This window comes from Amycolatopsis sp. MJM2582 (assembly GCF_000754115.1).
GTDB classification, from domain to species: Bacteria; Actinomycetota; Actinomycetes; order Mycobacteriales; family Pseudonocardiaceae; genus Amycolatopsis; species Amycolatopsis japonica.
This window is the reverse complement of the sequence record NZ_JPLW01000006.1, coordinates 618,656-645,310: the sequence shown is the minus strand read 5'-3', so window position 1 is coordinate 645,310 and position 26,655 is coordinate 618,656. Positions and strand designations below refer to the sequence as shown.

General features: G+C 67.8%; 25 protein-coding genes. 10 read left to right on the top strand and 15 right to left on the bottom strand.

Annotated features, from left to right (window positions below):
- The first annotated feature begins 31 nt into the window (after positions 1 to 31).
- On the top strand, positions 32 to 1,000 hold the full coding sequence (locus ED92_RS34040; RefSeq protein WP_037345468.1) for a LysR family transcriptional regulator: 969 nt from the start codon (positions 32 to 34) through the stop codon (positions 998 to 1,000).
- On the opposite strand, the gene ED92_RS34035 is transcribed toward ED92_RS34040, so the two are convergent.
- Complete coding sequence (locus ED92_RS34035; RefSeq protein ID WP_037345466.1) at positions 966 to 1,778, bottom strand: alpha/beta fold hydrolase; 813 nt, start codon at positions 1,776 to 1,778, stop codon at positions 966 to 968. The genes ED92_RS34040 and ED92_RS34035 overlap by 35 nt on opposite strands.
- 438 nt (positions 1,779 to 2,216) lie before the next feature.
- Between ED92_RS34035 and ED92_RS34030 the strand changes: the two genes are divergently transcribed.
- The 5 genes from ED92_RS34030 to ED92_RS34010 all read left to right on the top strand — a co-directional run bounded on the left by ED92_RS34030 (position 2,217) and on the right by ED92_RS34010 (position 7,066).
- Entirely contained in the window at positions 2,217 to 3,371 is a 1,155-nt protein-coding gene (locus tag ED92_RS34030; RefSeq protein ID WP_037345464.1) for a branched-chain amino acid ABC transporter substrate-binding protein, read from the top strand.
- Between the two features lie 114 nt (positions 3,372 to 3,485).
- A complete protein-coding gene (locus ED92_RS34025) occupies positions 3,486 to 4,457 on the top strand; it encodes a branched-chain amino acid ABC transporter permease (RefSeq protein ID WP_037345462.1) in 972 nt (323 codons plus the stop codon).
- Positions 4,454 to 5,593: a branched-chain amino acid ABC transporter permease gene (locus ED92_RS34020; RefSeq protein WP_037345460.1), complete on the top strand. Its 1,140-nt coding sequence runs from the start codon at positions 4,454 to 4,456 to the stop codon at positions 5,591 to 5,593. The genes ED92_RS34025 and ED92_RS34020 overlap by 4 nt, the downstream gene beginning before the upstream one ends.
- Positions 5,590 to 6,363: an ABC transporter ATP-binding protein gene (locus tag ED92_RS34015; RefSeq protein WP_037345457.1), complete on the top strand. Its 774-nt coding sequence runs from the start codon at positions 5,590 to 5,592 to the stop codon at positions 6,361 to 6,363. The genes ED92_RS34020 and ED92_RS34015 overlap by 4 nt, the downstream gene beginning before the upstream one ends.
- A complete protein-coding gene (locus ED92_RS34010) occupies positions 6,353 to 7,066 on the top strand; it encodes an ABC transporter ATP-binding protein (protein ID WP_016335497.1) in 714 nt (237 codons plus the stop codon). The genes ED92_RS34015 and ED92_RS34010 overlap by 11 nt, the downstream gene beginning before the upstream one ends.
- A gap of 45 nt (positions 7,067 to 7,111) precedes the next feature.
- Here the strand turns inward: ED92_RS34010 and ED92_RS34005 are convergent, their stop codons facing one another.
- The 3 genes from ED92_RS34005 to ED92_RS33995 form a co-directional block, all read right to left on the bottom strand.
- On the bottom strand, positions 7,112 to 7,645 hold the full coding sequence (locus tag ED92_RS34005; protein WP_037345454.1) for a hypothetical protein: 534 nt from the start codon (positions 7,643 to 7,645) through the stop codon (positions 7,112 to 7,114).
- Positions 7,642 to 8,223, bottom strand: coding sequence for a DNA gyrase (locus ED92_RS34000; protein WP_052121041.1), 582 nt, complete (start codon positions 8,221 to 8,223; stop codon positions 7,642 to 7,644). Before ED92_RS34000 ends, ED92_RS34005 begins: the two co-directional genes overlap by 4 nt.
- Before the next feature lie 118 nt (positions 8,224 to 8,341).
- Complete coding sequence (locus ED92_RS33995) at positions 8,342 to 8,821, bottom strand: MarR family winged helix-turn-helix transcriptional regulator (protein WP_037345450.1); 480 nt, start codon at positions 8,819 to 8,821, stop codon at positions 8,342 to 8,344.
- Between the two features lie 83 nt (positions 8,822 to 8,904).
- On the opposite strand from ED92_RS33995, the gene ED92_RS33990 reads away from it, so the two are divergent.
- Complete coding sequence (locus tag ED92_RS33990; RefSeq protein WP_037345447.1) at positions 8,905 to 9,546, top strand: FMN-dependent NADH-azoreductase; 642 nt, start codon at positions 8,905 to 8,907, stop codon at positions 9,544 to 9,546.
- A gap of 264 nt (positions 9,547 to 9,810) precedes the next feature.
- Here the strand turns inward: ED92_RS33990 and ED92_RS33985 are convergent, their stop codons facing one another.
- From ED92_RS33985 to ED92_RS33940, 10 genes are all read right to left on the bottom strand, one after another.
- On the bottom strand, positions 9,811 to 12,945 hold the full coding sequence (locus tag ED92_RS33985; RefSeq protein ID WP_235213434.1) for a TIM-barrel domain-containing protein: 3,135 nt from the start codon (positions 12,943 to 12,945) through the stop codon (positions 9,811 to 9,813).
- 215 nt (positions 12,946 to 13,160) lie between these two features.
- Complete coding sequence (locus tag ED92_RS33980) at positions 13,161 to 13,946, bottom strand: DeoR/GlpR family DNA-binding transcription regulator (protein WP_016335505.1); 786 nt, start codon at positions 13,944 to 13,946, stop codon at positions 13,161 to 13,163.
- Positions 13,947 to 14,072: 126 nt separating this feature from the next.
- Positions 14,073 to 15,929: a DUF5107 domain-containing protein gene (locus ED92_RS33975; RefSeq protein ID WP_037345442.1), complete on the bottom strand. Its 1,857-nt coding sequence runs from the start codon at positions 15,927 to 15,929 to the stop codon at positions 14,073 to 14,075.
- Positions 15,926 to 16,993, bottom strand: a complete 1,068-nt coding sequence (locus ED92_RS33970; RefSeq protein WP_016335507.1) for an ABC transporter ATP-binding protein — start codon at positions 16,991 to 16,993, stop codon at positions 15,926 to 15,928. Before ED92_RS33970 ends, ED92_RS33975 begins: the two co-directional genes overlap by 4 nt.
- A gap of 6 nt (positions 16,994 to 16,999) precedes the next feature.
- Entirely contained in the window at positions 17,000 to 17,929 is a 930-nt protein-coding gene (locus ED92_RS33965; protein ID WP_037345439.1) for a carbohydrate ABC transporter permease, read from the bottom strand.
- A gap of 10 nt (positions 17,930 to 17,939) precedes the next feature.
- Positions 17,940 to 18,890 carry a carbohydrate ABC transporter permease gene (locus tag ED92_RS33960; RefSeq protein ID WP_037345437.1) on the bottom strand — a complete coding sequence of 317 codons (951 nt, stop codon included), beginning with the start codon at positions 18,888 to 18,890 and terminating at the stop codon, positions 17,940 to 17,942.
- Positions 18,890 to 20,284 carry an ABC transporter substrate-binding protein gene (locus tag ED92_RS33955; RefSeq protein WP_037345434.1) on the bottom strand — a complete coding sequence of 465 codons (1,395 nt, stop codon included), beginning with the start codon at positions 20,282 to 20,284 and terminating at the stop codon, positions 18,890 to 18,892. The genes ED92_RS33960 and ED92_RS33955 overlap by 1 nt, the downstream gene beginning before the upstream one ends.
- Before the next feature lie 81 nt (positions 20,285 to 20,365).
- Complete coding sequence (locus tag ED92_RS33950; RefSeq protein ID WP_037345431.1) at positions 20,366 to 21,247, bottom strand: class II fructose-bisphosphate aldolase; 882 nt, start codon at positions 21,245 to 21,247, stop codon at positions 20,366 to 20,368.
- Positions 21,248 to 21,255: 8 nt separating this feature from the next.
- On the bottom strand, positions 21,256 to 22,146 hold the full coding sequence (locus tag ED92_RS33945) for a 1-phosphofructokinase family hexose kinase (RefSeq protein WP_037345430.1): 891 nt from the start codon (positions 22,144 to 22,146) through the stop codon (positions 21,256 to 21,258).
- Positions 22,147 to 22,153: 7 nt separating this feature from the next.
- Positions 22,154 to 23,035: an SIS domain-containing protein gene (locus ED92_RS33940; protein WP_037345428.1), complete on the bottom strand. Its 882-nt coding sequence runs from the start codon at positions 23,033 to 23,035 to the stop codon at positions 22,154 to 22,156.
- A 218-nt stretch (positions 23,036 to 23,253) separates the two neighbouring features.
- On the opposite strand from ED92_RS33940, the gene ED92_RS33935 reads away from it, so the two are divergent.
- The 3 genes from ED92_RS33935 (at position 23,254) to ED92_RS33925 (ending at position 25,856) form a co-directional block, all read left to right on the top strand.
- Positions 23,254 to 23,727: a carboxymuconolactone decarboxylase family protein gene (locus tag ED92_RS33935; RefSeq protein ID WP_037345426.1), complete on the top strand. Its 474-nt coding sequence runs from the start codon at positions 23,254 to 23,256 to the stop codon at positions 23,725 to 23,727.
- 99 nt (positions 23,728 to 23,826) lie between these two features.
- Positions 23,827 to 24,276 (top strand): MoaF C-terminal domain-containing protein, encoded by a 450-nt coding sequence (locus ED92_RS33930; protein WP_037345424.1) that lies wholly within the window; start codon positions 23,827 to 23,829, stop codon positions 24,274 to 24,276.
- 134 nt (positions 24,277 to 24,410) lie between these two features.
- On the top strand, positions 24,411 to 25,856 hold the full coding sequence (locus ED92_RS33925) for an APC family permease (protein ID WP_037345422.1): 1,446 nt from the start codon (positions 24,411 to 24,413) through the stop codon (positions 25,854 to 25,856).
- On the opposite strand, the gene ED92_RS33920 is transcribed toward ED92_RS33925, so the two are convergent.
- Entirely contained in the window at positions 25,836 to 26,585 is a 750-nt protein-coding gene (locus tag ED92_RS33920) for a GntR family transcriptional regulator (RefSeq protein WP_037345421.1), read from the bottom strand. The genes ED92_RS33925 and ED92_RS33920 overlap by 21 nt on opposite strands.
- Positions 26,586 to 26,655: the final 70 nt, after the last annotated feature.

Below are 26,655 nucleotides of genomic sequence, written 5' to 3'. Positions count from 1 at the left end.
GGTAAGGGGGCCTTCACGTACCTTCAGGGACGTGGATCTCGACACTGCCCAGGTGCGCGCGTTCGTCGCGACCGCCGACCACGGCCATTTCGGTCGCGCGGCAGAATCCCTGTTCCTCACCCAGCAAGCGCTGTCGAAGCGGGTCCGGAAGCTCGAGGACGCCCTGTCGGTCCAGCTCTTCCGGCGCACCAACAGGTCCGTCGAGCTGACCGCCGACGGCGACCGGTTCCTCCCGCACGCGCGCGAGCTGATCCGCGCGGCCGACGCCGCCGTCGCCGCGATGGGCCTGCAGGACCGCCCACCCCGCCTCGACGTCATCGATCCGCGCCTCTCCCCCATGTACATGTTGCGCCGCATCGCGCAGCGGGATCCGGCGCTGGCGGTCGAGCGCGTCGCCGGGCGCGGGCTGGCCAACGCCCTGGACCCGCTGGTCCGCGGCGAGATCGACCTCGCGTTCGGCCGCGTCGCGGACCTCGGCCGCGAAGTGCCCGCCGAACTCGAACACCGGCTCGTCCGGCTCGAACCGCTGGTCGCCCTTCTCGCGCCGGAACACCCGCTCGCGGACAACGATGTCCTGAAATTGTCCGATCTCCGGCACGAGGGCATCTGGATTCCGCAATTGGGCGGCCCGGTCGAATGGCTTTCTTATTTGCAACGCCTATGCAAAGAATTCGACGTCCCGATCGACGACTCCGGGGTCAGCTACGACCTCCGGCACACACTGGAACAGACGCGCTACGGAAAGCAGCGGGTCACTCTCGCCGGCGCGGACATGGACCTCGCGTCCGACCTGAATCTGCGGGTCCTGCCGTTCGAGCCGTCGCCGCTGTTCCCGTGGTCGGTGGTGTGGCGCCGCGGCGAAGGCTCGGCCCTGCGGCGCCTGCTGGCGCTCGCGGGCCGGACCAGCCACGAAGAAGGTTGGTGCGCCTACGATCCCGACCGATCGTGGCTGCCGGACGACGACCTCAAACAGCTAGGTGCCGGGCGAACCAGCGCGTGAGCTCGGCGTCGACCAGCTTCGCGTGTTCGGTCTGCGGAGCGGGTTCGAGGCCAGGGGCCTCGGCGAATTCGTGCGCCATCCCCGGGATCGTGACGAGCTCGGATCGCCGCTCCCCCAGCGCCTTGTGCAGGGCTTCGGCCGGTTCGGTGATCGACACGTCGTCCTCCTCGCCGATGACGAGCAGGACCGGCGCGGTCAGTTCGTCCGCCCGCCGCACGTAGTCGTACTCGTTCGCGACCGCGCGGGACCGGTCCGACCAGGGATAAGTCACGTCGTAGACTCGCTCGTTCGCCGCGATCACCGGCGCCAGCTGGGTCACCGGGTTCACCAGCGCGGCGGCCGCCACCGCGATCTCGGGGTGGGTCAGCATCTGCAGCGCGACCCCGCCGCCCTGCGAACCGCCGACCAGCCCCACCGGACCGTCCTCAATGGACAAGCGGGAGCGCAGTTCCGCCACCGCCGCCGGGAACTCCGCCTCGACCTGCCTGGTGAGCGGTTCGACGACGTTGAGCACGTTGTCCTCGCTCGCCAGCCGGAAGAAGCCCTCGAAACCGCCTTCGGGGAACCGTTTCCCGGTCAGCGGCAACCCCAGGTGCACCCGCCACGCGTGCAGGTCCCGCATCGGCAGTGCCGCCGCCATGGCCGCCTCGCTGAACGGCGCGCCCAGCAGATGCCAGGTCAGCACCAGTGGCGCCGGACGGCCACCGTCCGACGGCGGCAACGCCACGAACGGAACTCCTGCCGCCACGCCTTCGATCGCTTCGGTACTCGTCGTCATGGGAACAGTTAATCCCGAGGTCAGGGGCGAGATCCAACAGCCGTTCGGACCGCGACGACAACCATCGGTTGTCATGGCACCGAAGGAAGAGGGGGCACCGTTGACGCCCTTTGGGGCAGCATTGCTACGACGAACGGCCGCCCTCGAAGGAGCTGAAAAAGCGCAAGATACGCGGCCGAAACAGGATCATTACCCACGAGCATGATCGACGTGGTAGCGGTGAATCCCCAGCGTGACCAGCGAAGACTCGCCAACCGGCAACATTCGCCTTTTCGTGCAATTCGTTCTGGTTTCGACCGTCACGATGTGGACACAGAGTGATGGGCGTCTGGGCAGATCATGGCGTAGGGGGATATCTTCCTGCCCTAACCTAGCCCCTGTGTCGGGGGCAACGCCTACCGGCGGCTGGTTGGTCATGGGAGGTAGTCGGTGTCAGGAGTGCGTTTTGGACGGGTTTTCGCCGTCGCGGCGGCTGCGTCGCTGGCGCTGGCGGGCTGTGCAGGCGGCAGCAGCTCGTCCGGCAGCGGTGACAGCAGCACGCTGAAGATCGGGTTCATGGGTGACCTCACCGGTGAGAACTCCGGGATCGTGATCCCGCCCCGCAACGGCGCCAAGCTCGCTATCGACGAGTACAACAAGACGAACCCGGCGATCAAGCTGGAGCTCAAGGAATACGACAGCCAGGGCAAGCCCGAGCAGGCGACGTCGCTGATCGCGACGGCCGTCGGCCAGGACAAGATCACCGCCCTGATCGGCCCGGCCTTCTCCGGTGAGTCGAAGGCCATCGGTGGCCAGCTGGAGCAGAACAAGATCCCGAGTGTCTCGCCCTCGGCCACCAACGCGGGCCTCTCCTCGAACGGATGGAAGTACTGGCACCGCGTCGTCGCGAGCGACGCCAGCCAGGGACCGGCGATCGCCAACTTCCTCGTCACGGCGAAGTCGCCCAAGAAGGCCTACATCATCTCGGACGACCAGGAATACAGCGTCGGCCTGGCCGACAACTTCGAGAAGACCTTGAAGGAGAAGAACGTCCCGACCGAGCGCGACAAGTTCGCCAAGGACGCGTCGGACTACTCCTCGACCGTCCAGAAGGTCAAGGCCGCGAACCCGGACATCATCCTCTTCGGTGGCTACTACGCCCAGGGTGGCCGTCTGCTCAAGCAGCTGCGTGACAGCCAGGTGACCGCCACCTTCGCGACCGGTGACGGTTCGCTCGACGCCCAGCTGATCAGCGGTGCCGGTGCCGCGGCCGCCGAGAAGGCCGTCGTCGGCTGCCCGTGCAACATCCCGGACGCCGGCTCCACCGACGAGTTCAGCACCAAGTACAAGGCCGCGTTCAACGTCGACCCGGCGATCTACTCGAGCGAGGGTTACGACGCCGCGACCGCCATCATCAACGCGGTCAAGTCCGGCGCCAACACCTCGGAGAAGATCAACGAAGCCCTGAAGACGATCGACTTCAAGGGTGCCTCCAAGCAGATCAAGTTCAAGGAGAACGGCGAACCGTCGACGGACGCGATCAACATCTACCAGGTCACCGGTGGCGTCCTGAAGAACCTCGGCGTCTCGACCGAAGCCAAGCTCAACGGCTGACGGAGCAGATAGGAACACCTAACGGAAGCGGGGGCGCTGTGCGGGCACAGCACCCCCGCTTCCCGCAAATGTGGCGAAAGAAATCCTCGCCCCGTCCCGTAAGGCATCCACGTCATGCTTCAAGATCTGCAAGCCCAGTTCCTCGGTAGCACCATCGGCGGACTGGTCGCCGGAAGCATCTACGCCCTCATCGCCCTCGGCTACACAATGGTCTACGGCGTGCTCCGGCTCATCAACTTCGCACATTCCGAGATCTTCATGATCGGGACGGTCACGTCCCTGTTCGTCCTGATCACCATCGCGGGCGGCACCGCCCCGATCACGCTCGGCGTGTTCGGGATGATCGCGGTACTGCTGCTGATCATCATCGCTTCGGCCGCCGTGTCCGGCGGCGCGGCGGTCCTGCTGGAGCAAGTGGCCTACCGGCCGCTCCGCAAGAAAGGCGCGACCCGGCTCGCCGCCCTGATCTCCGCCATCGGTGCCTCGCTGTTCCTCCAGGAGCTGTTCGGTCTGGAGATCATCGAATGGATCACCGACAAATCCGGTCGTGTGCAACAGAACGCGCCACGGTTCATCCCGCACGAACCGCTGTTCCACATCGGCAACGGCGTCGTGCGCACGGACCACGTGTTCGTCGTCGTCGGTGCCGTGATCATGATGGTCGTCCTCGACCAGCTGGTCAGCCGTACCCGCATCGGCCGAGGTATCCGCGCCACCGCGCAGGATCCCGAAGCCGCCGTGCTGATGGGCGTCAGCATCGACAAGATCGTGCGCCTCACCTTCCTGCTCGGTGGCGCGATGGCCGGTGTCGCCGCCGCGCTGTACGTGATGGAGTACGAGAACACCGACTACCGCATCGGATTCCTCCTCGGCATCAAGGCGTTCACCGCGGCCGTGCTGGGAGGTATCGGCAACCTGCGCGGCGCCCTGCTGGGTGGCATCGTGCTCGGTTTGGTGGAGAACTGGAGTTCCATCTTCTTCGGTTCGGCTTGGAAGGACGTCACCGCCTTCGTGGTACTGGTGCTCGTCCTGATGTTCCGTCCCACCGGCATCCTCGGTGAATCGCTGCAGCGGGCACGCGCATGAAGGGCAACGAAGAAGTGGCTGAAAAGTCCCCAGAGAACGGAAAGCCGACGCGCGCCGGCTTCCACCCCGTGGACGGTATGCGGGATTGGTGGGCACGCGCTCCGCATTGGCAACGCTATGGCGTGTACATCGGCCTGATCATCGGCGCGCTGATCCTGCCCGCGCCCGCGATCGGGTCGTTCATGTCGCCGGAATCGGACTGGACCACGGTCCTGATCTTCCCGGTCGGGGTGTACATCCTGCTGGCGATCGGCCTGAACATCGTGGTCGGCCACGCGGGCATGCTGGACCTCGGGTTCGTCGCGTTCTTCGCGATCGGCGCGTACACGCTCGCCGTGATGGGCACCCTGCACGGCTGGGGATTCTGGGGCACGCTCGTGCTCGGCATCTTCCTGGCGGCGATGTCAGGGGTGATCCTCGGTGCTCCGACACTCCGGTTGCGCGGTGACTATCTGGCCATCGTGACCCTCGGCTTCGGTGAGATCGTCCGGATCACCGCGACCAACACCGACGCCATCGGCGGCGCCCGCGGTATCACCAACATCCCGCACCCGGAGCCCATCTTCGGGACCGAGTTCCTGCTCGACCCGGCGCCGTACTACTACCTGATCCTCGCGGCGATCGTGATCGCGATCATCTTCTCGGTGCGGCTGCACAAGAGCCGGGTCGGGCGGGCGTGGGCGGCCATCCGCGAGGACGAGGACGCCGCCGAGCTGATGGGTGTCCCGACGTTCAAGTTCAAGCTGCTGGCGTTCGCGATCGGCGCCATGCTCGGCGGTATGGCCGGTGTGGTCTACGCCAGCAAGGCCGTCTTCATCGAGCCGAACAACTTCCCGTTCATCCTGTCCGCGACCATCCTCGCGGCCGTGGTGCTCGGCGGCGCGGGCAACCTGCCCGGCGTCATGCTCGGTGCCTTCCTGGTCGCCTGGCTCCCGGAGCGGTTCCGGTTCCTGTCCGAGTACCGCATCCTGATCTTCGGTGGCGTGCTGGTGCTGATGATGGCGCTGCGGCCGGAGGGTCTGCTGCCGTCGCGGCAGCGCAAGGCGGAACTACACGAGGGAACGGGCGGGATGGGTGCCATGGGCGCCGAAGTCGCGGGTCCGGATTCCGAGGCTTCGGCGGAGGTGACGAAATGAGCGCGCTGCTCGAATTCGACAACGTGACCATGCGCTTCGGCGGTGTCACAGCGTTGAAGGAAGTCAACCTCACCATCAACCAGGGTGAGATCTTCGCCCTGATCGGCCCGAACGGTGCGGGCAAGACCACGGTCTTCAATGTGGTCACCGGCGTCTACCGGCCGACCGAAGGCCAGGTGCGTTTCGGCGACACCCGGATCGACGGGATGAAGCGGTTCAAGGTCAACCAGGCCGGGATCGCCCGCACCTTCCAGAACATCCGGCTGTTCCACAACATGTCGGCGCTCGAGAACGTCATGGTCGGTGCGGACTCGCACCACAAGACCGGCGCGATCTCGGCGACGCTGGGCCTGCCCATCCACCGCAAGGAGGAGAAGCGGGGCCGCGAGCTGGCCAGGGAGCTGCTGGACTTCGTCGGCATCGGCCGGGTCGAGCACAACACCGCGAAGAACCTCTCCTACGGCGACCAGCGCCGTCTGGAGATCGCGCGTGCGCTCGCGACCGACCCGAAGCTGCTGCTGCTCGACGAGCCCGCCGCCGGCATGAACCCGGCGGAGAAGAACTCGCTGCAGCAACTGATCCGCAAGATCCGCGACGACGGCCGCACCGTGCTGCTCATCGAGCACGACATGGGCCTGGTCATGCAGATCGCCGACCGGCTGGCCGTGCTCGACTTCGGCCAGAAGATCGCAGAAGGGCTCCCCCACGAGGTGCAGAACAACCAGAAGGTGATCGAGGCTTACCTGGGGGTGGCGGAAGATGCTTCTTGAGGTTCAGGACATCAACGTCCACTACGGGAAGATCGCCGCGCTCAAGGGAATGAGCATCGAGGTCGGCGAGGGCGAGATCGTTTCGCTCATCGGGGCCAACGGCGCCGGCAAGACCACGACGCTGAAGACGATTTCGGGGCTGCGGCCGCTGACCAGCGGCCGGATCCTCTTCGACGGCAAGGACATCTCGAAGACGCCCGGCCACAAGCGGGTCGAGCTCGGGATCGGCCAGTCACCGGAAGGCCGGGGTGTGTTCCCCGGTATGACGGTGCAGGAGAACCTCCTGATGGGTGCCTACACCCGCAAGGACGATCTGAAGGCCGACCTCGACGAGGTCTACGAGCTGTTCCCGCGGCTGAACGAGCGCAAGACCCAGTTCGGCGGCACGATGTCCGGTGGCGAGCAGCAGATGATCGCCATCGGCCGCGCGCTGATGACCAAGCCCAAGGTGCTGCTGCTCGACGAGCCGTCCATGGGCCTGGCGCCGATGCTGATCGCGCAGATCTTCGACATCATCCGCGAGATCAACAAGCGCGGGACCACGGTCCTGCTGGTGGAGCAGAACGCGCAGCAGGCGCTGAAGCTCTCCGACCGCGCGTATGTGCTGGAGACCGGTGAAGTGGTCAAGAGCGCCCGCGGTGCCGAGCTGCTGGACGACCCGCAGGTGCGGGCCGCCTATCTCGGTGGCGACCTGGGCGTCTGACGCCTTTTCGAGAAGGGCCCCGTCGCTTCCGCGGCGGGGCCCTTCTCATGCCAGCTTGATTTCGGTGCCCGTGAGGTTCTTCATGTCGGTCAGCGTCGGACCGCCGAAAGCCCGCAGCAGCACGGGTTTCGCTTCCTTGGGAAGGTCGAAGTAGAGGTCGAACTCGACCCGTACGCCGCGTCCCAGCTCGAACTTGTCCGGCTGCCGTTTGATCGTCATCGCCTGGTTGTCGACCGCGATCACCGCGCCGGAATCGGTGATCAGCTGCTGGCGCCGGGTGTCGAAGAGGATGCCGGACAGGCCCCTGCCCGTGACCACCAGCCGGAGCCGGACGAACTGGCCCTTCGCTTCGAATTCGGCGTGGCTGCCGGTGAGACTGGGCAACCCGGCGGCCAGCCCGATGAGGGAGAACTCGGTCTCCCCGTTGCGCGCGGGCGGCAGGTGCAGCGCGGTCTCGTCCGGCCGGACCTCCCGCGCGGGGAGGTCGTAGACGGGTTTGGCGGGCGGCTGCTCCTGCTCGGCGGAGCACCCGGCGAGTAAGACCAGGAGCGAAGCCGCCACGGTCAGGCGCTTTCTCATCGGACCACCTCCACGCTCAGGTAAGGCCACTCGCCGACCTCCGGCAGCCGCAGGGGGCCGATCTCCTCCCCTGGCAGGAAACGCACCGTCGTGCCGGTCGTACCGTCGTCGGGGGTCGGCGACAGGTCGGTGACCGGGACGCCGCGTTCGTAACGCTGGGTCCAGGAACCGTTGCGACGCCGGTTGGTGTGTACGAGCCAGTCGCTCAGCGCGGCCACGACCGACACGCCGCGGCGCGGGTGACCGTCCGGGAGCCGTTGCGCCGCAGGGGAATCGAAGAAACGCAGATCCTTGGTCGACATGACCGGCTTCTTCACGAAGCCACCGTGGCCGTCGGCGCGGGTGTCGGTGCCCCGCCCGTCGTCCGCCACGGAGATCGAGCCGTCGGGATGCGCCGTGACGACGGCATGCCCGCCGCCGGTGCTTTCGGCCTCCTCCGCCGCATAGGCGAGCACTTCGAGGACGAGGTGGGGAACACCGCCGGAAGCGAACTCCCCAGGGTTCCGGCGGATGCGCGCCAGATGGTCGAGATCCACGGAACCGGCCCAGTCGTGCGTGGTGTTGCGCCATTCACTCACCCCGTAGATTCTGCCCGGTCCGGGGCTAATGTGCGGCTGTGGAGTTACGACGTCTTCGATATCCCTGACCAGCGGATCGCGGCGCTGGCATGACGGCGCCTACAACGGATTTCGGCGGCTAGCAGTCGTCGATGTGCACGGATTCGACGCAGGCGGCGGCCTCGGCGTGACCCGCCGCCTGGTACAGCAGGTTGTACAGCGTTTCGCGCTGGCCGTTGTCGAGCGCGCCGAGCACGTCGTCCTCGACTCCGGCGAGGGCGAACTCGGCCTTGACGAGCTGCTTGGCACCGACGTCGGTGAGTTCGACGATATGCCGCCGTCGGTCCTCCGGTGACCGCCTGCGTTCGACGAGGTTCGCGGATTCGAGGTCGTTCAGCAGCCCGACGACGTTCGTGCTGTCCATCTCCAGCGTCTTCGCGAGGTCCTGCTGCGAACAGCCGCCGAGGTCGCGCAGCACGGTCAGCGCGACGAGATGCCGGGGGCGCAGGCCGAGCGGGGCCAGGACGGACTCGCTGCGCAGCCGGATGCGGCGGGTGACGTGGTCGAGCAGCGCGCCGCAGCGATGCGGGGGCTGGTTCACGACCGGGAGTTCGGACACTCGTCAAGTGTACGTTCCCACATGATGACCACCACAGCATCAATGGTTTGCGTTACACAAACTATCTATGCAAGATAGTACGTATGACGAACCTGCTGCACATCGACTCCAGCATCACGGGCGAGCACTCGACCAGCCGTCGCCTCACCGCGCGGGCGGCCGCGGCCTGGCGTGCGGCGCATCCGGAGGGCACCGTCACCTATCGCGACCTGGGCGCCGACCCGCTGCCGCATCTGGACGCGGTCACCAACGTCGCCCGGACGGTGCCGCCGGAGCAGCACACCCCGGAGCAGGCCGCGGCCTGGCGGCTCATCAAGGAGCTCGTCGACGAGGTCAAGGCGGCCGACACGATCGTGCTGGGCCTGCCGCTGTACAACTTCGGCCCGCCGAGCACGGTCAAGGCCTGGGTGGACCACCTGATCGCGCCCGGCCTGTCGATCGACATGGAGACCAGGGAGGGCCTCCTGGGCGGACGTGATTTCATCGTCCTCGCCGCGCGCGGTGGCGGATACGGCGCAGGCACGCCCCGCGAGGGCTGGGACCACGCGCAGTCGTGGATCCCCCACGGTCTTTCGCTGACCGGGCTCGAACCGCGGTTCGTCACCGCCGAGCTGACGCTCGCGAAGGTCAATCCGGCGATGGCGGACCTCATCCCGCTGGCCGAAGCCAGCCAGGCCGAGGCGGAGCGCGCCATCGACGCTTTGTGGACTCCCGTCGCCGCCTGACTCGTGAGGACGTAGCACCGCACTCACGTGATCGAAAGCGGAACTCGCGTGATCAGAGACGAAACACCCGAATGCGGCCTCCAATCACGCGAGTCACGTCCCTGATCACGCGAGTCACGCCTCCGCGCACGCCGTGCCCTGGTGGCCCAGTCCGTGAAGGCCTCCTTGAGGGACCCAGAGTCCCTCAAGGAGGCCTTCACGGACTTCCGGCCGGCAGGTACAGAGACACGGCTGGCCCTAACCGTCCTTACCACTCACGAGGACTCAGCCGATGCCCGCCGCGAAGACGTGCATCGCGCTGTTCGACGGCAAGGTCACCGCGACGACCTCCTTGCCCGCGGTCAGCGGGACGGAGTTCGCGAACACCCGGTACGGCGTGGTCGGATACGCGGCCCCGGTGCGGGTGTTCTTGCCCATCACCGTCGCCACCGTCGTCGCGCCGTACTGCGCGGGATCGGTACAGCACCAGTTGGGGAAGCCCAGTTCGGCCTGGCTGGTGCTGCCGTCGGCATAGCGGACGACGACAGTGCCCTTCGCCGTGCCGGTACCGGTTCCGGTCAGCACGAGTTTCGCCCCGGTACCGCGCACCGCGATGGTCTGGCCGGACGCGAGGACGTTGTCCTTCTGTCCCGAACCGGTCTGCGGCCACGTCAGCTGCGCGCCGAGCGCGGAGAAGCCAGCGCCCGGTTTGAGCCCTGCCTCGGCGAGGCCCTCCGCCCGGAAACTGCTGCCGCCGCCGTCGATGTCCCCCACCGCGACGTGGGCCGCGTCGGTCACGCCGACGTTGCCATAGGCCGCGGCCAGCGAACCGTGCGGGACGGTGACCGTCACCGAGTCGGTGACCCGGTTCTCCCCGAGCCGCGCCTTGTACGACGCCGACGCGGTGAGCTGGTAGTCGTCCGGTTTGATCCCCGCGTCCGGCGTCACCTTCACCGGGACACGCACGGTCGCGCCGGGCATCACCAGCCGGGGGCCGGCGGGCACCTCGGCACGGAAGCCATTGGCGGGCAACGAGAACGTGACGTCCCGGACCGGCAGCGGCGTGCCGTTGGTGAAGCTCAACGTGCCCGTCGCGGTCTGTCCGGGACCGGCGACCGCCGGGACGGACAGGGTGACGGAGCCGTTGCGGTCCTCGGGGAAGATCCCGCCGACCGCGCTCGTGCCGAACAGCCGGACGTCCTGACGGTCACCGGCGCCGATCTTGCCGGTCTTGACCCGCGCGACCCCACCGGTGGCCGGATCGAACCACCAGCCCGACGGCGCCGCGTCCAGTTCGGCCTTGCTGCCGTACTGCCGCAGGACGGAGTTCCCGGCCAGTACGGTCGCGGGCTTGCTTCCCGTGTGGACGGTCAGCTGGTAGTTCCGCGACGCGGGTTTCCCGGCGTAGGAACCGGAACTGGCACCGATCCCGACCGTCACCGTGCCGAGCCCGGACGTCGGCGCGTCCACGGTGAAGGTCTGCTTCGCCTGGTCGCCGTTCTTGTAAGCCCTGGTCACGCCGTCGTCCTCGGTGAGCGTGAACGAACCCTTGCCCTGCGGATAGACGTCGAGATCGAGCACGCCCTTGTCCCGCGTCTGCCACGACTTCGTGCCCTCGGCCCACGTCGGCACCACGGCACCGGCGCGGACGAACAACGGCAGCGTGTCGAGCGGCGCGTCGTAACCGTCCACAGTGGTCGGACCGGTGTAGGTCTTGCCGCTCCAGTAGTCGACCCAGGTGCCCTTCGGCAGGTAGATGCCGTTGCGGACGGTGGAGTTCTCGTACACCGGCGCGACGAGGAAGTCCTTGCCGGACAGGAACTCGTACTTCGCCTTCTCGCCCCACACGTTCGGGTCGTCAGGGTATTCGAGCGCCAGCGGGCGGACCTGGCCGACGCCGGATTCGTGCGCCGCCACCGAATGGCTGTAGGTGTAGGGCAGCAGCCGCTCCTTGAGCAGCAGGTACTTGCGGTTGATCGAGGTGTACGGCTCGCCGTAGCGCCACGGCTGCTTGTCCGACGCGGCCCAGCCGTCCATCGTCATCGAGACCGGCAGGAAGGCCTTCCACTGCAGGTCGCGGACGTAGGTCTGCGGGCTGCCGCCGAAGATGCCGTCGATGTCGCCGGTGTTGTACGCGATCCCCGACGTCGTGGCGCCGGCGTAGGTCGGGATCTGCCACTTGATGTAGTCGTAGGAACCGGCCTGGTCACCGCTCCACAGCACGCCGCAACGCTGTGCGCCCGCCCAGCTGACCGGCGTCCAGACGAAGCCGCGCGCGTCGCTGTTGTCCTCGATGCCCTTGTGCGCGGTGTCGCAGGCGTCCAGCGCGAACTGGTAACCCGGGCCGACCCACGCGACGTCGAGTTTGCGGACCCGCACCCCGGCCTTGACCTCTTCGACCTGGTTCGGCACGCCGTTCTCGGTCCACAGGCCCAGCTGCATGTTGTTCTTGCGCAGGCCTTCGCCCGTCTGCTGAAGGTTTTCGTAGCCGCAGCCGTAGCCGTCGTTGACGAGCATCCAGCCGTTGGGCATGCCGTGCTCGGTGTAGCCCTCCGCGATCTTCACCGCGTCCAGCGTGTGGCGTTCGCCGCGGTTGGCGTTGTGCAGATAGCAGTCGGCGTCACCGTGTTCGAGCCCGTAGAGCGGTGGCAGGAAAGGCTTCCCGACCAGATCGGTGTAGCCGGTGATGACGTCCTTGAGCCCGGCGCCGACGACGTATGTCGCGTCGAAGCGGCGTTCGTCGTGCGTGGTGCGCACCGGCTCGGTGAAGGCGTAGGTGCCTTGCGCGAAGGTGTTGCGCAGCACGCCGTATCCCGCCGTGGAGGCGTAGAACGGCTGCGAATTCGGGGCCCCGCCGTCGTTCCAGTTGTAGTCCGCGAAGATCCGGATGGTCTGGCCCCGGTGGCTGAAACGGCCGTTCTGCTCGCCGCCGCCGACGAACTGCTCGGTCGCCGTCCGCGCCAGGGTCTGCGTGGTCTGTTTGTCGGTCCAGGACAGCGGCGCCGACTCCTCCCAGAGCCGCTTGCGGTCCGCGCCGTCGTACAACGCGAGGCGCAGCGGATGCTTGTACGCCCGCAACGTCGCCTTGGCCGTGGAAACCGCCCAGTAGTCCCCCTTGTCGGCCGTCTTGGGCGTCACCGGGGCACCGGTGCGCGGCAGCACGATCTTGCTCCCGGCGGGATCGGTGAACGTGCCGTCCGGCGCCAGCCAGACCCGGACTGCGCCTTCGGCCGGGAAGCCGACGCGCACCGCGGCGCTTCCCGATTTCAGCGTGACGGTGGGGCCTTCGGCCGAGATCCCGGTCAAATCGCCCAGCTTCCCGGACGCCGCCGCGGCCGGGTCGGCGTGGGCGGCGACCGGGGAAAGCCCGAGAAGGGCCACTGCGGCCAAACAACTCAGGGATTGCGCAACTCTGCTCATTCGAGACACCTTTCGCGCATGAATACGCAATAGGGTCTCTGTATAGCGCACGGTTCGCGCAAAGTCATCCGCCGAAGCGGTGCTGCCGACTTTCGTCGGGTCGGGGCAAGATCCTTATGGGGCAACGGGTGTGCGTGCCCCGGATGTCATGAAAGGGCCGTTCAGGACAAAAGATGTCCTGAACGGCCCTTTCATGACATCCGGGACCGGAGAGGTCAGACCGCCTGGACCTCGACCCCGGCGGCCTCGAACGCCCGCAGCACCTTCGGGTCCGCGTTGGAGTCGGTGACCAGAGCGTGCACCTGCGGCGTCGCGCAGATCCGCGCGAACGCCCGGCGGCCCAGCTTCGAACCGTCGGCGACCGCGACGACGCGTTCCGCCCGTTCGACCATCAGCCGGTTGATACTCGCCTCGCCCTCGTGGTGGGCGAAGGCGCCGGCGTCGGCATCGAACGCGTCGACCCCGAGGAACAGCAGGTCGATAGTCAGCTCGCTGAGCACGCGCGTGGCCAGCGGACCGCTGAGCTCGAACGACTGCGGACGCGCGACACCACCGGTGACCACGATCTTCACATGCGGCCGGACCGCGAGTTCGTGCGCGATGTTCAGCGCGTTGGTGACCACCGTCAGCCCCGGCGAATCACCGCGTCCGGCCAGATCGGACCGGGTGGCCAGCGAACGCGCGACCCCGGCCGTCGTCGTCCCGCCATTGAGGCCGACCACCATGCCCTGCGCGACGAGCGCCGCCGCGGCGACACTGATCCGCTGCTTCTCGGGCACGTGCCGCGCGGTTTTGTAGCGCAACGGCAGGTCGTAGGCGAGGTCGTTGGCCACCGCGCCACCTCGGGTGCGGGTGAGCAACTGTTGCTCCGCCAGGTGATCGAGGTCGCGCCGGATCGTGGCGGCGGAGACGTTCAGCTCCTCGGCCACGTCCTCGACGTCGATCTTCTCCCGCTGCCCCAACAGGTCCAGCAGGGTGCTCAGCCGTTCGTGCCGGGCCATCGGCGCCACTCCTAGCTCGCTGCGGCCTATCGCGCATACCGGTGCGCTGTTGGCCACTGTTTCGAGCAGTATGCTGCATCGCGGTTGTCCGCCGCGAGCGGCACGCCGGTCGAGTGGCCCGGCCGGTCACTTCATCCGGAAGTCGTGCTGTTCCGGCAGCGGTTCGTCGGAAACCGCCGCCCAGGTGTCGGACAAAGACGTTTCCCCTTCCCTGATGTTCGCGACCTCGAAACCGCTGTCGTACACGGCCTTGGCCCCGGCGATGTCGCCGAGCGCGAGCCGGGTCCGAGCGGTCAGGAGGGCGATCCGCCCTTCCACGGGCAGTCCGTCCAGCAACACACTCGCTTCGTCCGGGAGCCCCGCGGCGAGTTGCGCCGCGATGGCCTCGACGACCAGGGGACGCAGTGAGGGCGCGAGGGCGACCGCCCGCCGGTACAGCCAGGCGGCCTCGTGCCCGGCCGTGGCGATCGCGAGATTCCGCAACGCCCAAGGGTTCTCGGCCGCCGACACGGACTCGCGCCAGGCGCGGACCGCGTCCGACTGCCGTCCGGCCGCCCAGTGCGCGACGCCGCGGTGATACCAGGTCAGCCAGTTCTTCGGGGCGTACTCCATGAGATCCGCCCAGTACCGGTTCACCAGTGTCGCCGGAGGAACGGCGAGCGGATCGCCGTCCGGCGGCGTCCCGTCGAGCAACGCGAGCCACGGCTCCTGGTCCGGCCCCAGCGATTCGTCCGGGAACGGTGTGCCGGGCAGGCACATGGGCGCGCGCCGGTTCTCCAGCGCGCCCCAGCCGGAACCGGTGGCCAGGAAGGATTCCGGGGTGACGTCGGCGATCTTCCGCCACGCTTCGTGGAGCTCGTCCATGGTCTCCGCAGACGGCAGACCGGCGGCGACGGCTTCACGAGCCGCCGTCCAGTCGTCACCGTGCACCGCGGCCGGATCGGCGGCGACCGGGCCATAGGCCTCCAGCCAGTCCCAGCTCTCCCCCGGCGGCAACCGAAGATGCTCCAGCTGGGTGCGGGCCAGCCCGGCCTGGATCTCCAGATAGCCACCGGCGTCCGGCGCCAGCCACTCCTGCCAGCGACGTCCGCCGGTGGATTCGCCCCACAGGAACAGCTTCCGGCCTCGCAACCGGCTGGTGGACAGCTGAGCGAGCCCGGTCCCGTCGGCTTCGACGGCCGCGACCCACGGTCGCCCGGTCACCTCGAAGAAGTAGTCCGCCGCGGCCTCGGCGCGCGCCGGATACGTCAGCTCGCCGGGCACGTTGACCAGATCGAGCCGTCCCGAATAGCCGTAATGCCAGGCCTGCGTCGCGGGCGCCAGCACCCTCGTGCCCTCGTTCTGCGGCACCGCGATGTTCGACCACCAGTACACGGGGACGTCGTAGGGATGCGGGTTGCGCACCCGCACCGCCACGAGCAGCTGCTCCGACCCTTCCGGCAGCCAGAAATCGACCTGGTACGGCAGGTCGCGGGTGCGTTCCCACTCCCACAGACGCAGCACCGGCGTGCCGTCCGGGCCCTCGATCTCCGCGGCGAACATCGGCTCGCAGGTCAGCGTCGTATGCCCGGTGCTGCCGAGGTTCCACTCGACACCGCCGGCGAACCACGCGTCCCGCAGGGCGAGGTTCGCGGGCTGGAACACCGGGTTGCGATAGAGCAGCTCACGTCCGGACGGCTTGTGGACCAGTGAGTACAGCCGTCCGCCCAGCGACGGCAGCACGGTGGCGCGGAGTTTGTCGTTCTCCAGCACCACCGCCGGGAGTTCACGGTCGGTGCGCTCGCGGGAGTAACCGTCCTGCAGCAGGCACGGCAGCGTGGTGTCCAGGCGGCCGTAGCCGATGTTCTCCGCCAGGTCCGGCGGCAGCTCGTCCACATTGGACACCTTCGCCACCGCCTCCGGTTTCCGGAGCGGCGGCAACGGGTTCTCCGGGCCCAGCTCGGCGGCCGGGAGCACCAGCCCGGTGCGATACAGGCTGGTCATGCGTCCGGGAGCCTGTCACCGGTCGCGGCGTCGAACAGGTGCACCGCACCCGGTTGCGGGGTCAGGGAGATCGGCTCGCCGCGCTGCCACGGGGCCATCCCGGGAGTGCGGACGGTCAGCACGCGGTCACCATCACGGCAGTAGAGGTACTGGTCGCTGCCCAGCTCCTCGACGACCTCGACGATGGCCTCGAAACCGCCGTCGCCGATCGTCCAGCCCTCGGGCCGGACGCCGACGACGATACCGGGCCCGGTCAGCGCCGAACGTTGCGCCGGGGTCAGCGGAAGCCGCGTTCCACCGGCGACGGCTCCATCACTGTCCACAGTGGTCTCCAGCAGGTTCATCGCGGGCGAGCCGATGAACCCGGCGACGAACACGTTGACCGGCTTGGCGAACAGCCCGACCGGTGTGTCGCATTGCTGGAGGATGCCGTCCTTCAGTACGGCGACCCGGTCTCCCATGGTCATCGCCTCGACCTGGTCGTGCGTGACGTAGAGCGTGGTGATGCCCAGCCGCCGCTGCAGTGACGCGATCTGGGTGCGTGTCTGCACGCGGAGCTTGGCGTCCAAGTTGGACAGTGGCTCGTCCATCAGGAACACACTGGGCTCGCGCACGATCGCCCGCCCCATCGCGACCCGCTGCCGCTGACCGCCGGACAGCTTCGCGGGTTTGCGGTCCAGGTACTCGGTCAGGTCGAGCACGGCCGCGGCCTCGCGCACCTTGCGGTCGCGTTCGGCCTTGGGCATCTTGGCCAGCTTCAGGTGGAAGCCGATGTTCTCCCCCACCGTCATATGCGGGTAGAGCGCGTAGTTCTGGAACACCATGGCGATGTCCCGGTCCTTCGGCGGCAGTTCGGTGACGTCGCGGTCGCCGATGTGGATGGAGCCGTCGTCGACGCCTTCCAGCCCGGCGAGCATCCGCAGCGTGGTCGACTTCCCGCAGCCGGACGGGCCGACCAGCACCAGGAACTCGCCGTCGGCGACCTCGAGGTCGAGGCCGTCGACCGCGGGACGGTCCACCCCGGCGTAGAACCGGGTGGTGTCGGAGAAGGTCACGGTGGCCATCAGGTCCTACTTTCCGGCGCCGAGGGTCAGGCCGGTGATGATCCGGCGGGCGAGCACGAGGTAGAGCACGAGCATCGGGAGCACGACGATCGCCACACCGGCGATCAGGCCGCCGTACTCCGACTGGTAGCTCGCCGCCCCGTAGAAGGTGAAGAGCGCGCGCGACAACGTGAAATGCGCCTGGTCCTTGAGGAACACGATCGCCAGCAGCGTCTCGTTCCACAGCCCGATGGCGTTCAACGTCAGCGCGGTGATCATGCCGCCCCGGGTGAGCGGCAGCATGACCGAGAAGAACGTGCGCATCGGCGACGCGCCGTCCAGCGCGGCCGCCTCCTCCAGTTCGTCCGGCAGCGACCGGAAGAACCCGGTCATCAGGAAGACCGTGAACGGGATCGACAACGCCACGTACAGCACGAACAAGCCGTATTCGTTGTCCAGGTGCACTTTGCTGAGCACCACGAACAGCGGGATGATCACGGTCTGGAACGGCACGCCCATGCCGATCGCGACGACGTTCGTCATCGGCCCGGCGCCGCGGACGCCGAGCCTGGTCAGCGCGTACGCGCAGGGCGCCGAGACGGCGACCGTGACGACCGTCGCCAGCCCGACCAGGATCACGGTGGTCAGCACGGCCTCGCCGAAACCGGCGTTGTTCCAGGCGTAGATGAAGTTCCGGAACGGCTTGCCGACCTTGAACCACTGGTACGGCAGGTCGAACGGCTTGGTGAAGATCTCCACCGGTGTCTTGAACGACGCCGTGAGCAGCCAGTACAGCACCAGGATGTTGCCTGCGGTGAACAGCCACACGATCGTGGAACCCAGGACGCGCAACGGGCTGAACCGTTTGGAGCCGGGCGCCGGACGTGGTTTGCGTGGCGGCTTGCGCACCGGTTTCGCCGCTCGCCGCGCGGGCGCCTCGACGTCGGTGACGGACATGGGATCTCCCTCAGAACTGGATCGCGTCACGGCGCATCAGCCGGCGGAGCAGGACGACGAGCACGGACACCAGCACGATCATCGCCACCGCGCAGGCACAGGCGGCACCGAAGTCCGGGGTGCCGTTCGAGCCGAAGGTCCGGTCGAACACGTAGATCCCGAGCGTCCAGGCCTCGTTGGGCGGGGCGTAGGTGCCCGGACCGGCCAGCACGAACACCAGCTCGAAGATCTTGAGCGCGTTGATCGTCCACAGCACCCCCGCGACACCGACGACGTCCCAGGTCATCGGCAGCGTGATGTTCTTGAACTTCTGCCACGGCGACGCGCCGCCCAGCTCCGCGTCCTCGTAGAGGTACGGCGGGATGCGGTCGACCGCGGCCATCAGGATGGTGATGTAGAAACCCGAGCTGGCCCAGATCAGCGAAGCCGTCACCACACCGGTCACATTGGACGGTGCGAGGAACTTCGCCGCGTCCGCGCCGAGGCTTTCCAGCACGTAGTTCGCCAGTCCCTGTTTCCCCGGCTGGTACTTGAAGACGAAGCCGAGGAACATGCCGAGCGCCACCGGCGCCACGATGTTCGGGAAGAACAGGATGGCCCGGACGATCTTGCCGCCCTTCATGTCCCGCAGCACCATGGTGAACAGGAACGCCAGCGCGAACGTGCCGATGCCGCCGAGGAACACGTAGATCAGCGTGTTGCGGAAGGCGTACTGGAACGAGTCGCTCGCCCACATCTGCGTGTAGTTGGTGACGCCGTTGGGTTCCGGCGTGTCCCCCGCCCCGGCCCAGCTGGTGAAGCTCAGCACGACGGTCGCGATCGTCGGCAGGACCAGGAAGGCCAGGTACAGCACCAGCGCCGGCGCGGCGAACGGCCAGAACAGCCGTTTCTTGCGACTCAGGTGCGCCCCGGCCTTCACGGCCCGCGCCGGCGGTTTCGCCGGAGTCGTGACTGTCGCCATCAGCCCTGGTTCTTCCAGAATTCGGCACCCTTGGTGGCGAGCTGGTCGACGAACTGCTGCGGGGTGATCTGGCCCTTCAGCAGCGCGATGTCGGCGGGGTCGAAGACGTCGGTCTGCCATTTGCCGCCGGCGATACCGTCGATCCCGTCGTACTGCAGGACGTGCTCCTTCTTCGGGTCGTCCAGCGCGGCCTTGACCTGCTTCAGGTCGTCCGGCACGGCGAGGTCCGCCCGCGGCACGAGGTTGTCGGCCACCACGGGGATCCCGGCGAGCAGGTCCTTGTTGAGGAAGTAGGCGATGAACGCCTTGGCCGCTTCGGCGTGCTTGGCCTTCTTGGTCACCGAGAACCCGATCGACATCTGCTCGACGGTGTCGTGCGTGGCGCCTTCGGGCATCGGGAACTGGAAGGAGCCGTAGTTGATCTTCGTTCCGGCGCCCTGCTTGTCCAGGTATTCGCGGGTCTCGCTCGGCGCCCAGCTGCCGACGTAGAGGAACCGGGAGTCACCGTCGGCCCAGCGCTGCTGCACCTGCGGGAACTTCGCCGCGTCCCAGCCGTCGATGAAGTACTTGGGCAGCTTCGCGGTTTCGGTGGCGGCCTTGAGGAAACCGGGGTCGGTCTTCCACGCCTGACCGGTCTTGTCGGTCGCGGCCTTGTACAGCCCGCCCGCGCCGACGTAGCGCTCGGCGAGCTGGGTGTAGAAGTACATGTTGTAGAACGGGATGTCGCCGTCGAGGCTGATCGCCGCCTTGCCGTCGGACTTCGCCTTGTCGAACAGACCGATCAGCTCGTCCATCGTCTTCGGCTGCTGGATGTCGCCGGCGGTGTCCTTATTGAACCACCAGGCGCTCGACTGGATCGTGTACGGGACCATGAAGTTGTGGCCCTCGCGGTCCTTGTTCTGCGGGAAGTCGTACGAGCTGGGCGAAAGCACGTCCTTGACGGTCTTGTCGCCCTCGCCGACCTTCATCGCGAAAACGTCGTCGACGCTCTGTGTGCCGCCCGGCGTCATGACCGCCGCGCCGACCTTGCTGACGTCCTGGTCGAACAGGTCCGGCACGGCGTCGGTGTTCAGCGCGGGCACCAGGTTCTGGGTGTAGGCCTTGCGGCCCAGCCACTGCACGTCGACCTTGACGCCGGTCTTCTCCTGGAAGCATTTGAAGGCCTTCTGGAGGACCTTGCCCTGCGGCTCGTCGGCCGTCCACATGGACCAGTACGTGAATTCCTTGTCCGTCGTGGGTTTCACCCCCGCCTCCGGACAGGGCGCGTTGAGGAACTGATCGACGCCCGGGAGCGCGTTCTCGCCGGTGCCACCGGCCGCCGTGTCCCCGCCGCCGCATCCCGCGAGCAGGAGCGCCGCCCCTGCCGTCAATGCCGTGAGCCTGCCTACCCGCATCCGCCACCACCTGGATCGAAGATCACACAAGTTCTGCTTGTTCTTGCGCAGTTTTGTGAGGTTTCACGCACATGTCAACACTCAATCGCGCAAAGTCTGCTCAATCGTCACCTTGACCGGTTCAACATGATCAAGCTTGAGCACTGACAGCAACCGCCGCACCTCGACGGCGACCGCAGCGCGCCCGGCACCGAGGTATTTCCGCGGGTCGACCCGCTCAGGATGCGCGCGCCAGTCCTCCGCCGCGGCCGCGGTGAACACCTTGTTGAGCTGGGTGGCGATATTGATCTTCGTCATCCCGGCTCGTACGGCCTCGGCCAGCCCGTCGTCGGGTACACCGGACGAGCCGTGCAGTACCAACGGCACCGGCACCTTTTCCCGCAGCCGCGCGATCAGCTCGAAGTCCAGCGCGGCGTCACGGGTGAGCATGGCGTGCGAACTGCCCACCGCCACCGCCAGCGCGTCGATCCCGGTGGACGCGACGAACTCCGCCGCCTCGTCCGGATCGGTGCGCGCGCCGGGCGCGTGGACGCCGTCCTTGCCACCGACCTCGCCGAGTTCGGCCTCCACCCACACTCCGTGGTCGTGGCAGTACGCGGCGACTTCCCGGGTGGCTCGCACGTTGTCGGCGTAGTCCAGTTTGGACGCGTCGAACATGACGGAGCCGAAGCCGAGCGCGACCGCCTCGCGGACCAGATCGGCCGATTCCGCGTGGTCGAGATGGACCGCGACCGGCGTGGTGGCCCCTCTGGCCGCCGCGAGAGCGGCCGCACCGACCGGCGCCAGCGAGCCGTGGTACTTCACAGCGTTCTGGCTCAGCTGCAAGATCACCGGCGCTTCCGCCGCGGCGGCGCCGTCGATGATCGCGGTGATGTGTTCGAGCTGGATCGCGTTGAACGCGCCGCAGCCGTGCCGGGCCGCCGCGGCGGCGCCGACGATCTCCCCGGTTCCCACCAGAGGCATGACAACTCCTAATCCGGGCGGGCGCGCACGGCGACCAGCCCCTGTTCGGCTCGGTAGTGCGCGAGGTCGACGTCCCCGGCGAGCGGGCCGAGCACGGCCGCCCCGGACAACGCGACGGCGCGGCGCAGGATGTCCGGCCAGGATTCGGCACGGCTCAGCCCCAGTGCCAGCGCGGCGACGACGGCGTCGCCGGCACCGGTGGTGTTGCCGGTGAGCACAGTGGACGGTGCCGCGTGCCAGGTGCCGGAGCCGGTCACCGCCAGCAGTCCTTCGGCACCCAGCGACACGACGACGGCGCCCGCCCCGGCCTTGCGCAGTTCGGCCGCGGCGGCCACCGGATCCCGCAGGCCGGTGACCTCGCGCAGTTCGTCGGCGTTCGGTTTGACGACGGACGGTCTCCCCGCCAGCCCGGCGAGCAGCGCTTCACCGGAAGTGTCCAAGATGGACGGTGCGTCGCCGAACAGCCCGGCGTATCCCCCGGCCCCGGGAGGAAGGCTGCCCGAGCACACGAGGACGTCGGGCTTGCGGGCCCGGACGGCCTCGGCAAACGTTTGCCACTCGTCTCCGGTGAGCCGGGGCCCTGGCTCGTTCAGCAGCGTGACCGATCCGTCGTCGGCCAGAACCGTGATGGTGCGCCGGGTCTCGCCGCCGATCGGAACCGCCGTGGCGGGGATTCCCGCCGTCGCGAGATCACCCACGACGGCGGCGCCCGTCGCGCCGCCCGCCGTGAAGAGCGCGCGGACGTCGGCGCCGAGCGTGTGCAGCACCCGGGCGACGTTGACGCCCTTGCCGCCCGCTCGGTGCCGCACCTCCCGAACCCGGTGCACGTCACCGGCCCGCAGACCGTCCACTGTGTACGTGACGTCCAGCGCGGTGTTCGGCGTGACGGTGACGATCACGGCTGCCTCAGGTCAGGACGACGGAACGAGTGAGACTGCGGGGGTTGTCCGGGTCGAGCCCCTTGCGGGCGGCGATGGCCCCGGCGACACGCTGCGCGCGGACCAGGTCCGCCATCGGGTCCAGGCCGCTCTCGACGAACAGGCCGCCCGCGCGGGCGACGTCGTCGGCCAGCCCCTCCGGCGCCTGCCCGAACATCCAGGTCACACGGCCGGGTTCGCTGATGCTGATCGGCCCGTGCCGGTAGTCCCAAGCCGGGTACGACTCCGTCCACAGCAGGCACGCCTCGCGGAACTTGAGCGCGGCCTCGTTCGCGATGCCCACGGACCAGCCGGTGCCGAGGAAGCTGAACTGCTCGGCCCCGATGAGCTCGTCGGGCAGCGGTTCGGCGAGCACGCGCTCGGCCTGGTCGGCGACCGCGGTCAGGTCCTCGCCAAGGTGCGCGCGCAGCATCGCCAGCGCCGTCGTGGCGAACCGGGTCTGCACGACCGAGCGTTCGTCGACGACGGACAGGTCGACGATCGTGTCCGCGGCGGCCTCGATCTCGCGGGGCACCCCGGTGATCGCGATGGTCGGCGTGCGGCCTCGCAGCTTCGCCAGCAGGGCGTGCACCTCGGTCGTCGTACCCGACCTGGTCAGCGCCACGACATGGTCGTAACCGCGGCCTTCCGGGAACTCCGACGCGGCGAAGGCGTCGGTCTCGCCGAGCCCGGCGGACTCGCGAAGGACGGCGTACGCCTGGCCGATGAACCACGACGTGCCGCAGCCGACGATCGCGACCCGCGCGCCCGGCGGCGGCAGCAGCTCACTGTTCGCCGAGGCCAGCGCCGCCGCGTCCCGCCAGCGGCCGGGCTGGCTCGCGATCTCCGCCGCCATGAAGGTCCCGCTCATGAACTCCCCATCCGTGCCAGTTGTGCGCAATAGCTGTCACGTTAGGTGCAGTTTTGTGCAACGTCAATGCTCTGTTAGCGCACTTTCACGCATTTGATGCGTTCAGATGTGCGCACTGGACGAGGCTTCGATCTTCGTGACCGGCGTCACTCCGAAAGCTGTCACAACCTCTCCGTCCGGCTCGTCATGTAGGCAGCAATCGACCGAGAGGGAAGATCATGGAACCGCGCGTCAACCTGTTCGAGAACGAAGTCGTCCTCAAGTACGTCAAGCGTCTCGGCGCCGCGAACCGCCCGATCGAGGAGTCCTCGCTGCCGCACGCGACCCAGGAACTGGTGAAGCTGCGCGCCAGCCAGATCAACGGCTGCGGTTTCTGCACCGACATGCACAGCAAGGACGCCGCGCACGCCGGCGAGACCCCGGTCCGGCTCAACCTGGTCGCCGCCTGGCGGGAGGCGAACGTGTTCACCGAGGCCGAGCGCGCGGCCCTCGCGCTCACCGAGGAGGGCACCCGGATCGCCGACGCGCACCACGGCGTCAGCGACGACACCTGGGCGCAGGTGCGCAAGCACTACGACGACGAGCAGATCGGCGCCCTGATCGCGTTGATCGCCGCGATCAACGCGTACAACCGGCTCAACGTCATCGCCCGGACGCCGGCGGGCGACTACCAGCCCGGCATGTTCGACTGATCCTCGCGTTCATCGACAACAGGATCGCTTCGCCGGACAACGATCGAGGTGCGACGGGCTGCTAAACCTGCGGATACCAGCGATCCGGAGGTTCAGCCCGTGCAACTCGACGTCCGCTTCTTCCCCGTGACCGGAACCCATCGGCTCAGCACCGACCTCGTCGGGCTGCGCGCGAACTTCCACTACGGCTCGGGGAACGTGCTGGAGCAGCATTACGCGGACAGGACGACGATGATCTGGACCGGAGTTTCCGGCGATTTCGCCGGTGTCCGCCAGAAAGAAGCGACACTGCGTGTCTTCGAGACCGGCCCGGCGCAGTATTTCGTCACCTGGTACGAATCCGGGACCGTCGCGACGGCGGCGCACGGTGAGATCTTCGACGGCGGCTATCCGATCGCCGTGATGGCCGACTTCGGCCGCCTGATCGCGACCGCCGCCTACACGAATCCGCGTGAAGATGGCGGACAGTACTTTCTGGTCGACCAGGCGACGATCGAGATCCTGAACAAGCCGCACGGATGGCCTTCCTTTCCCGAACCCTGGTCGTGAGTGGCGTTTCGGGTTCTAACCCGAAACGCCACTCACGACCAGGCGCTGCCGAACAAGCGCCGCGCACGCAAAGGCAAAGCCCCAGCCCACCTCCGCTCCCATACTGGCCGTCCAGCGGAGATGAGGAGCAGCGCATGAGCCGAGACGACACGTCGCTCGCCAAGAACGTCCTGGGCGTGCCAGGCATCGTCTTCCTCGTGCTCGCGGCGGTCGCGCCGTTGACCGGGATGATCGTGATCGCGGCCATCGGCATCGCGGTGGGGAACGGCGGCGGCATGGTCGCGGCGTTCCTGCTGGCGACGGTCGTCCTGCTGCTGTTCGCGGTCGGCTACGCGCAGATGTCGCGGGTCCTCACGAGCGCGGGCGGCTTTTACGCCTTCGTGGTCAAGGGATTGGGCCGGACACCGGGTCTCGTCGCCGGTTTCATCGCGATGCTCGGCTACAACTGTTTCGTCGCCGGAGCGATCGGGACGAGCGGATTCTTTACCTCAACGGCGATCGACGACGTCTTCGGCCTGAAACTCGATTGGCTGTTCTGGAGCGCGCTTTCGGTCGCGCTGGTCCTCCTGCTCAGCCGTCGCGGGATCGCGGTCAGCGCGAAGGTGCTGGGCGCCTCGCTGATCCTCGAAGTGTCGATCCTGCTGATCATGGACTTCAGCGTGCTGTTCCGGCACGGCTTCTCGTTCGCCGCGTTCAGCCCCTCCGTCATGTTCCAGGGTGCCGGCGGGCTGGCGTTGTTGTTCGCTGCCAACGCATTCATCGGTTTCGAGGCGACGGCGCTGTTCGGCGAGGAGGCCAGGGATCCCAAGCGGACGATCCCGCGGGCGACCTACATCGCCATCGGATTCATCGGGGTGTTCGCCGCGTTCACGACCTGGGCCGTGGTCAGCGCGATCGGCGCCGAGCAGGCGCAGGACGTGGCCGCCGCGCATCTGTCGAGCGGGGATCTCGTGCTTTCGGTCGCCCAGGAGTACCTCGGCGGCCCGCTGACTAAGGTCATGTTGCTGCTTCTTGTGGTCAGTCTGTTCGCGGCGCTGCTGGCCCTGCACAATTCGGCCACCCGCTATCTGTACGCGCTGGGACGGGTCGGCGTGCTGCCGCACGTGCTCGGCAAGACCAGCCCCCGCAACGGCGCGCCGCGCTACGCCTCGATCGTCCAGTTGCTCTTCGGGTCGGTGGTGGCGCTGGCGTTCCGCCTCGCCGGGCTCGACCCGGTCGCCGACCTCACCGCGAGCATGACCGGCTTCGGCACCCTCGGCATCCTCACCCTGCAGTTGTTCGCGGCCGTGGCGATCCTGGTCTACTTCCGCCGGACGCGGGACCGGCGGGTCGTGAAGACGCTGATCGCGCCCGGGCTGGGCGCAGTGGGCCTCGGGCTCATCGTGACGTTGGCGATCGTCAACTTCCCGACGCTCGCCGGGTCGAGCAACGGCGTCGTCCCGCTCCTGCCGTGGTTGCTCCTGGTGGTCGCGCTGGCCGGGCTCGCGCTCGCCGGCTGGCTGCGCCGGTTCCGTCCTTCGGTTTACGACGCACTGGAGACCGACCTGGAACGGGAACCGTCAAACGTTGTTGGTCAGTGAGAGGTTGAACGAATAGCGCGAGGCGCGGTAGACGTGCCATCCGTATTCCACGACCTTGCCGGACTCGTCGTAGGTGGTGCGGCGCATGGTGAGCAGCGCCGCGCCCGGCTGCTCGTCCAGCAGTTCGGCGTCCTCCTCGGTCGCCTGCCGGGCACCGACGTTCTGCTGGGCGGCGTGCAGCCGGACACCCGCCGAGCGCAGTAACTGGTAGAGCCCCTTGTCCCTCAGTTCGTCGTCCGACGGATCGAGGAGACCGTCGGGCAGGTAGTTGTTCATGATCGCCAGCGGTTCGCCGCCGGTCGAGCGCACCCGCTTCAGCCGGCGGACGTGGGTCAGGCCCGGCGTTTCGAGCTGTTCCATCGCCTCCTCGCCCGCGGGCTCGACCTGGTTCACGAGGACGACGGATTCCGGCTTGTCCCCCAGCTCACTGAGGTCGTCGAAGAGGCTGCTCAACCGCAGCGGCCGGGCCACCTTGGTGCGGACGACCTGTGTGCCGACACCGCGCTTGCGGACCAGCAGGCCCTGATTGACCAGTGATTGGATCGCCTGCCGGATGGTCGGCCGCGACAGGTGCAGCCGCGCCGCCAGGTCCAGCTCGTTGTCCAGCCGGGCACCGTTGGGCAGCCTGCCGTCCTCGATCGCGGCGCCGATCTGCCGGGCGACCTGGGAGTACAGCGGTTCCGGGCCGTTCGGATCCACGACGATCTCGCCGGGCACCCAGGGTTTCATGCGCGGAGCCTACCGCGCTCGACGACTATGACCTTATGTCCATATGTCTTGACAAAGTCTCCGGGCGCTT

Coding starts and splice junctions, on each gene's coding strand:
- ED92_RS33975 (WP_037345442.1), bottom strand. CDS start 15,929: ATGACCAGCCTGTATCGCACCGGGCTGGTGCTCCCGGCCGCCGAGCTG.
- ED92_RS33990 (WP_037345447.1), top strand. CDS start 8,905: ATGACGAACCTGCTGCACATCGACTCCAGCATCACGGGCGAGCACTCG.
- ED92_RS34015 (WP_037345457.1), top strand. CDS start 5,590: ATGAGCGCGCTGCTCGAATTCGACAACGTGACCATGCGCTTCGGCGGT.
- ED92_RS33950 (WP_037345431.1), bottom strand. CDS start 21,247: ATGCCTCTGGTGGGAACCGGGGAGATCGTCGGCGCCGCCGCGGCGGCC.
- ED92_RS34035 (WP_037345466.1), bottom strand. CDS start 1,778: ATGACGACGAGTACCGAAGCGATCGAAGGCGTGGCGGCAGGAGTTCCG.
- ED92_RS34010 (WP_016335497.1), top strand. CDS start 6,353: ATGCTTCTTGAGGTTCAGGACATCAACGTCCACTACGGGAAGATCGCC.
- ED92_RS34005 (WP_037345454.1), bottom strand. CDS start 7,645: ATGAGAAAGCGCCTGACCGTGGCGGCTTCGCTCCTGGTCTTACTCGCC.
- ED92_RS33940 (WP_037345428.1), bottom strand. CDS start 23,035: ATGAGCGGGACCTTCATGGCGGCGGAGATCGCGAGCCAGCCCGGCCGC.
- ED92_RS33970 (WP_016335507.1), bottom strand. CDS start 16,993: ATGGCCACCGTGACCTTCTCCGACACCACCCGGTTCTACGCCGGGGTG.
- ED92_RS33920 (WP_037345421.1), bottom strand. CDS start 26,585: ATGAAACCCTGGGTGCCCGGCGAGATCGTCGTGGATCCGAACGGCCCG.
- ED92_RS33965 (WP_037345439.1), bottom strand. CDS start 17,929: ATGTCCGTCACCGACGTCGAGGCGCCCGCGCGGCGAGCGGCGAAACCG.
- ED92_RS33980 (WP_016335505.1), bottom strand. CDS start 13,946: ATGGCCCGGCACGAACGGCTGAGCACCCTGCTGGACCTGTTGGGGCAG.
- ED92_RS33935 (WP_037345426.1), top strand. CDS start 23,254: ATGGAACCGCGCGTCAACCTGTTCGAGAACGAAGTCGTCCTCAAGTAC.
- ED92_RS34025 (WP_037345462.1), top strand. CDS start 3,486: ATGCTTCAAGATCTGCAAGCCCAGTTCCTCGGTAGCACCATCGGCGGA.
- ED92_RS33960 (WP_037345437.1), bottom strand. CDS start 18,890: ATGGCGACAGTCACGACTCCGGCGAAACCGCCGGCGCGGGCCGTGAAG.
- ED92_RS33985 (WP_235213434.1), bottom strand. CDS start 12,945: ATGAGCAGAGTTGCGCAATCCCTGAGTTGTTTGGCCGCAGTGGCCCTT.
- ED92_RS33925 (WP_037345422.1), top strand. CDS start 24,411: ATGAGCCGAGACGACACGTCGCTCGCCAAGAACGTCCTGGGCGTGCCA.
- ED92_RS33955 (WP_037345434.1), bottom strand. CDS start 20,284: ATGCGGGTAGGCAGGCTCACGGCATTGACGGCAGGGGCGGCGCTCCTG.
- ED92_RS34020 (WP_037345460.1), top strand. CDS start 4,454: ATGAAGGGCAACGAAGAAGTGGCTGAAAAGTCCCCAGAGAACGGAAAG.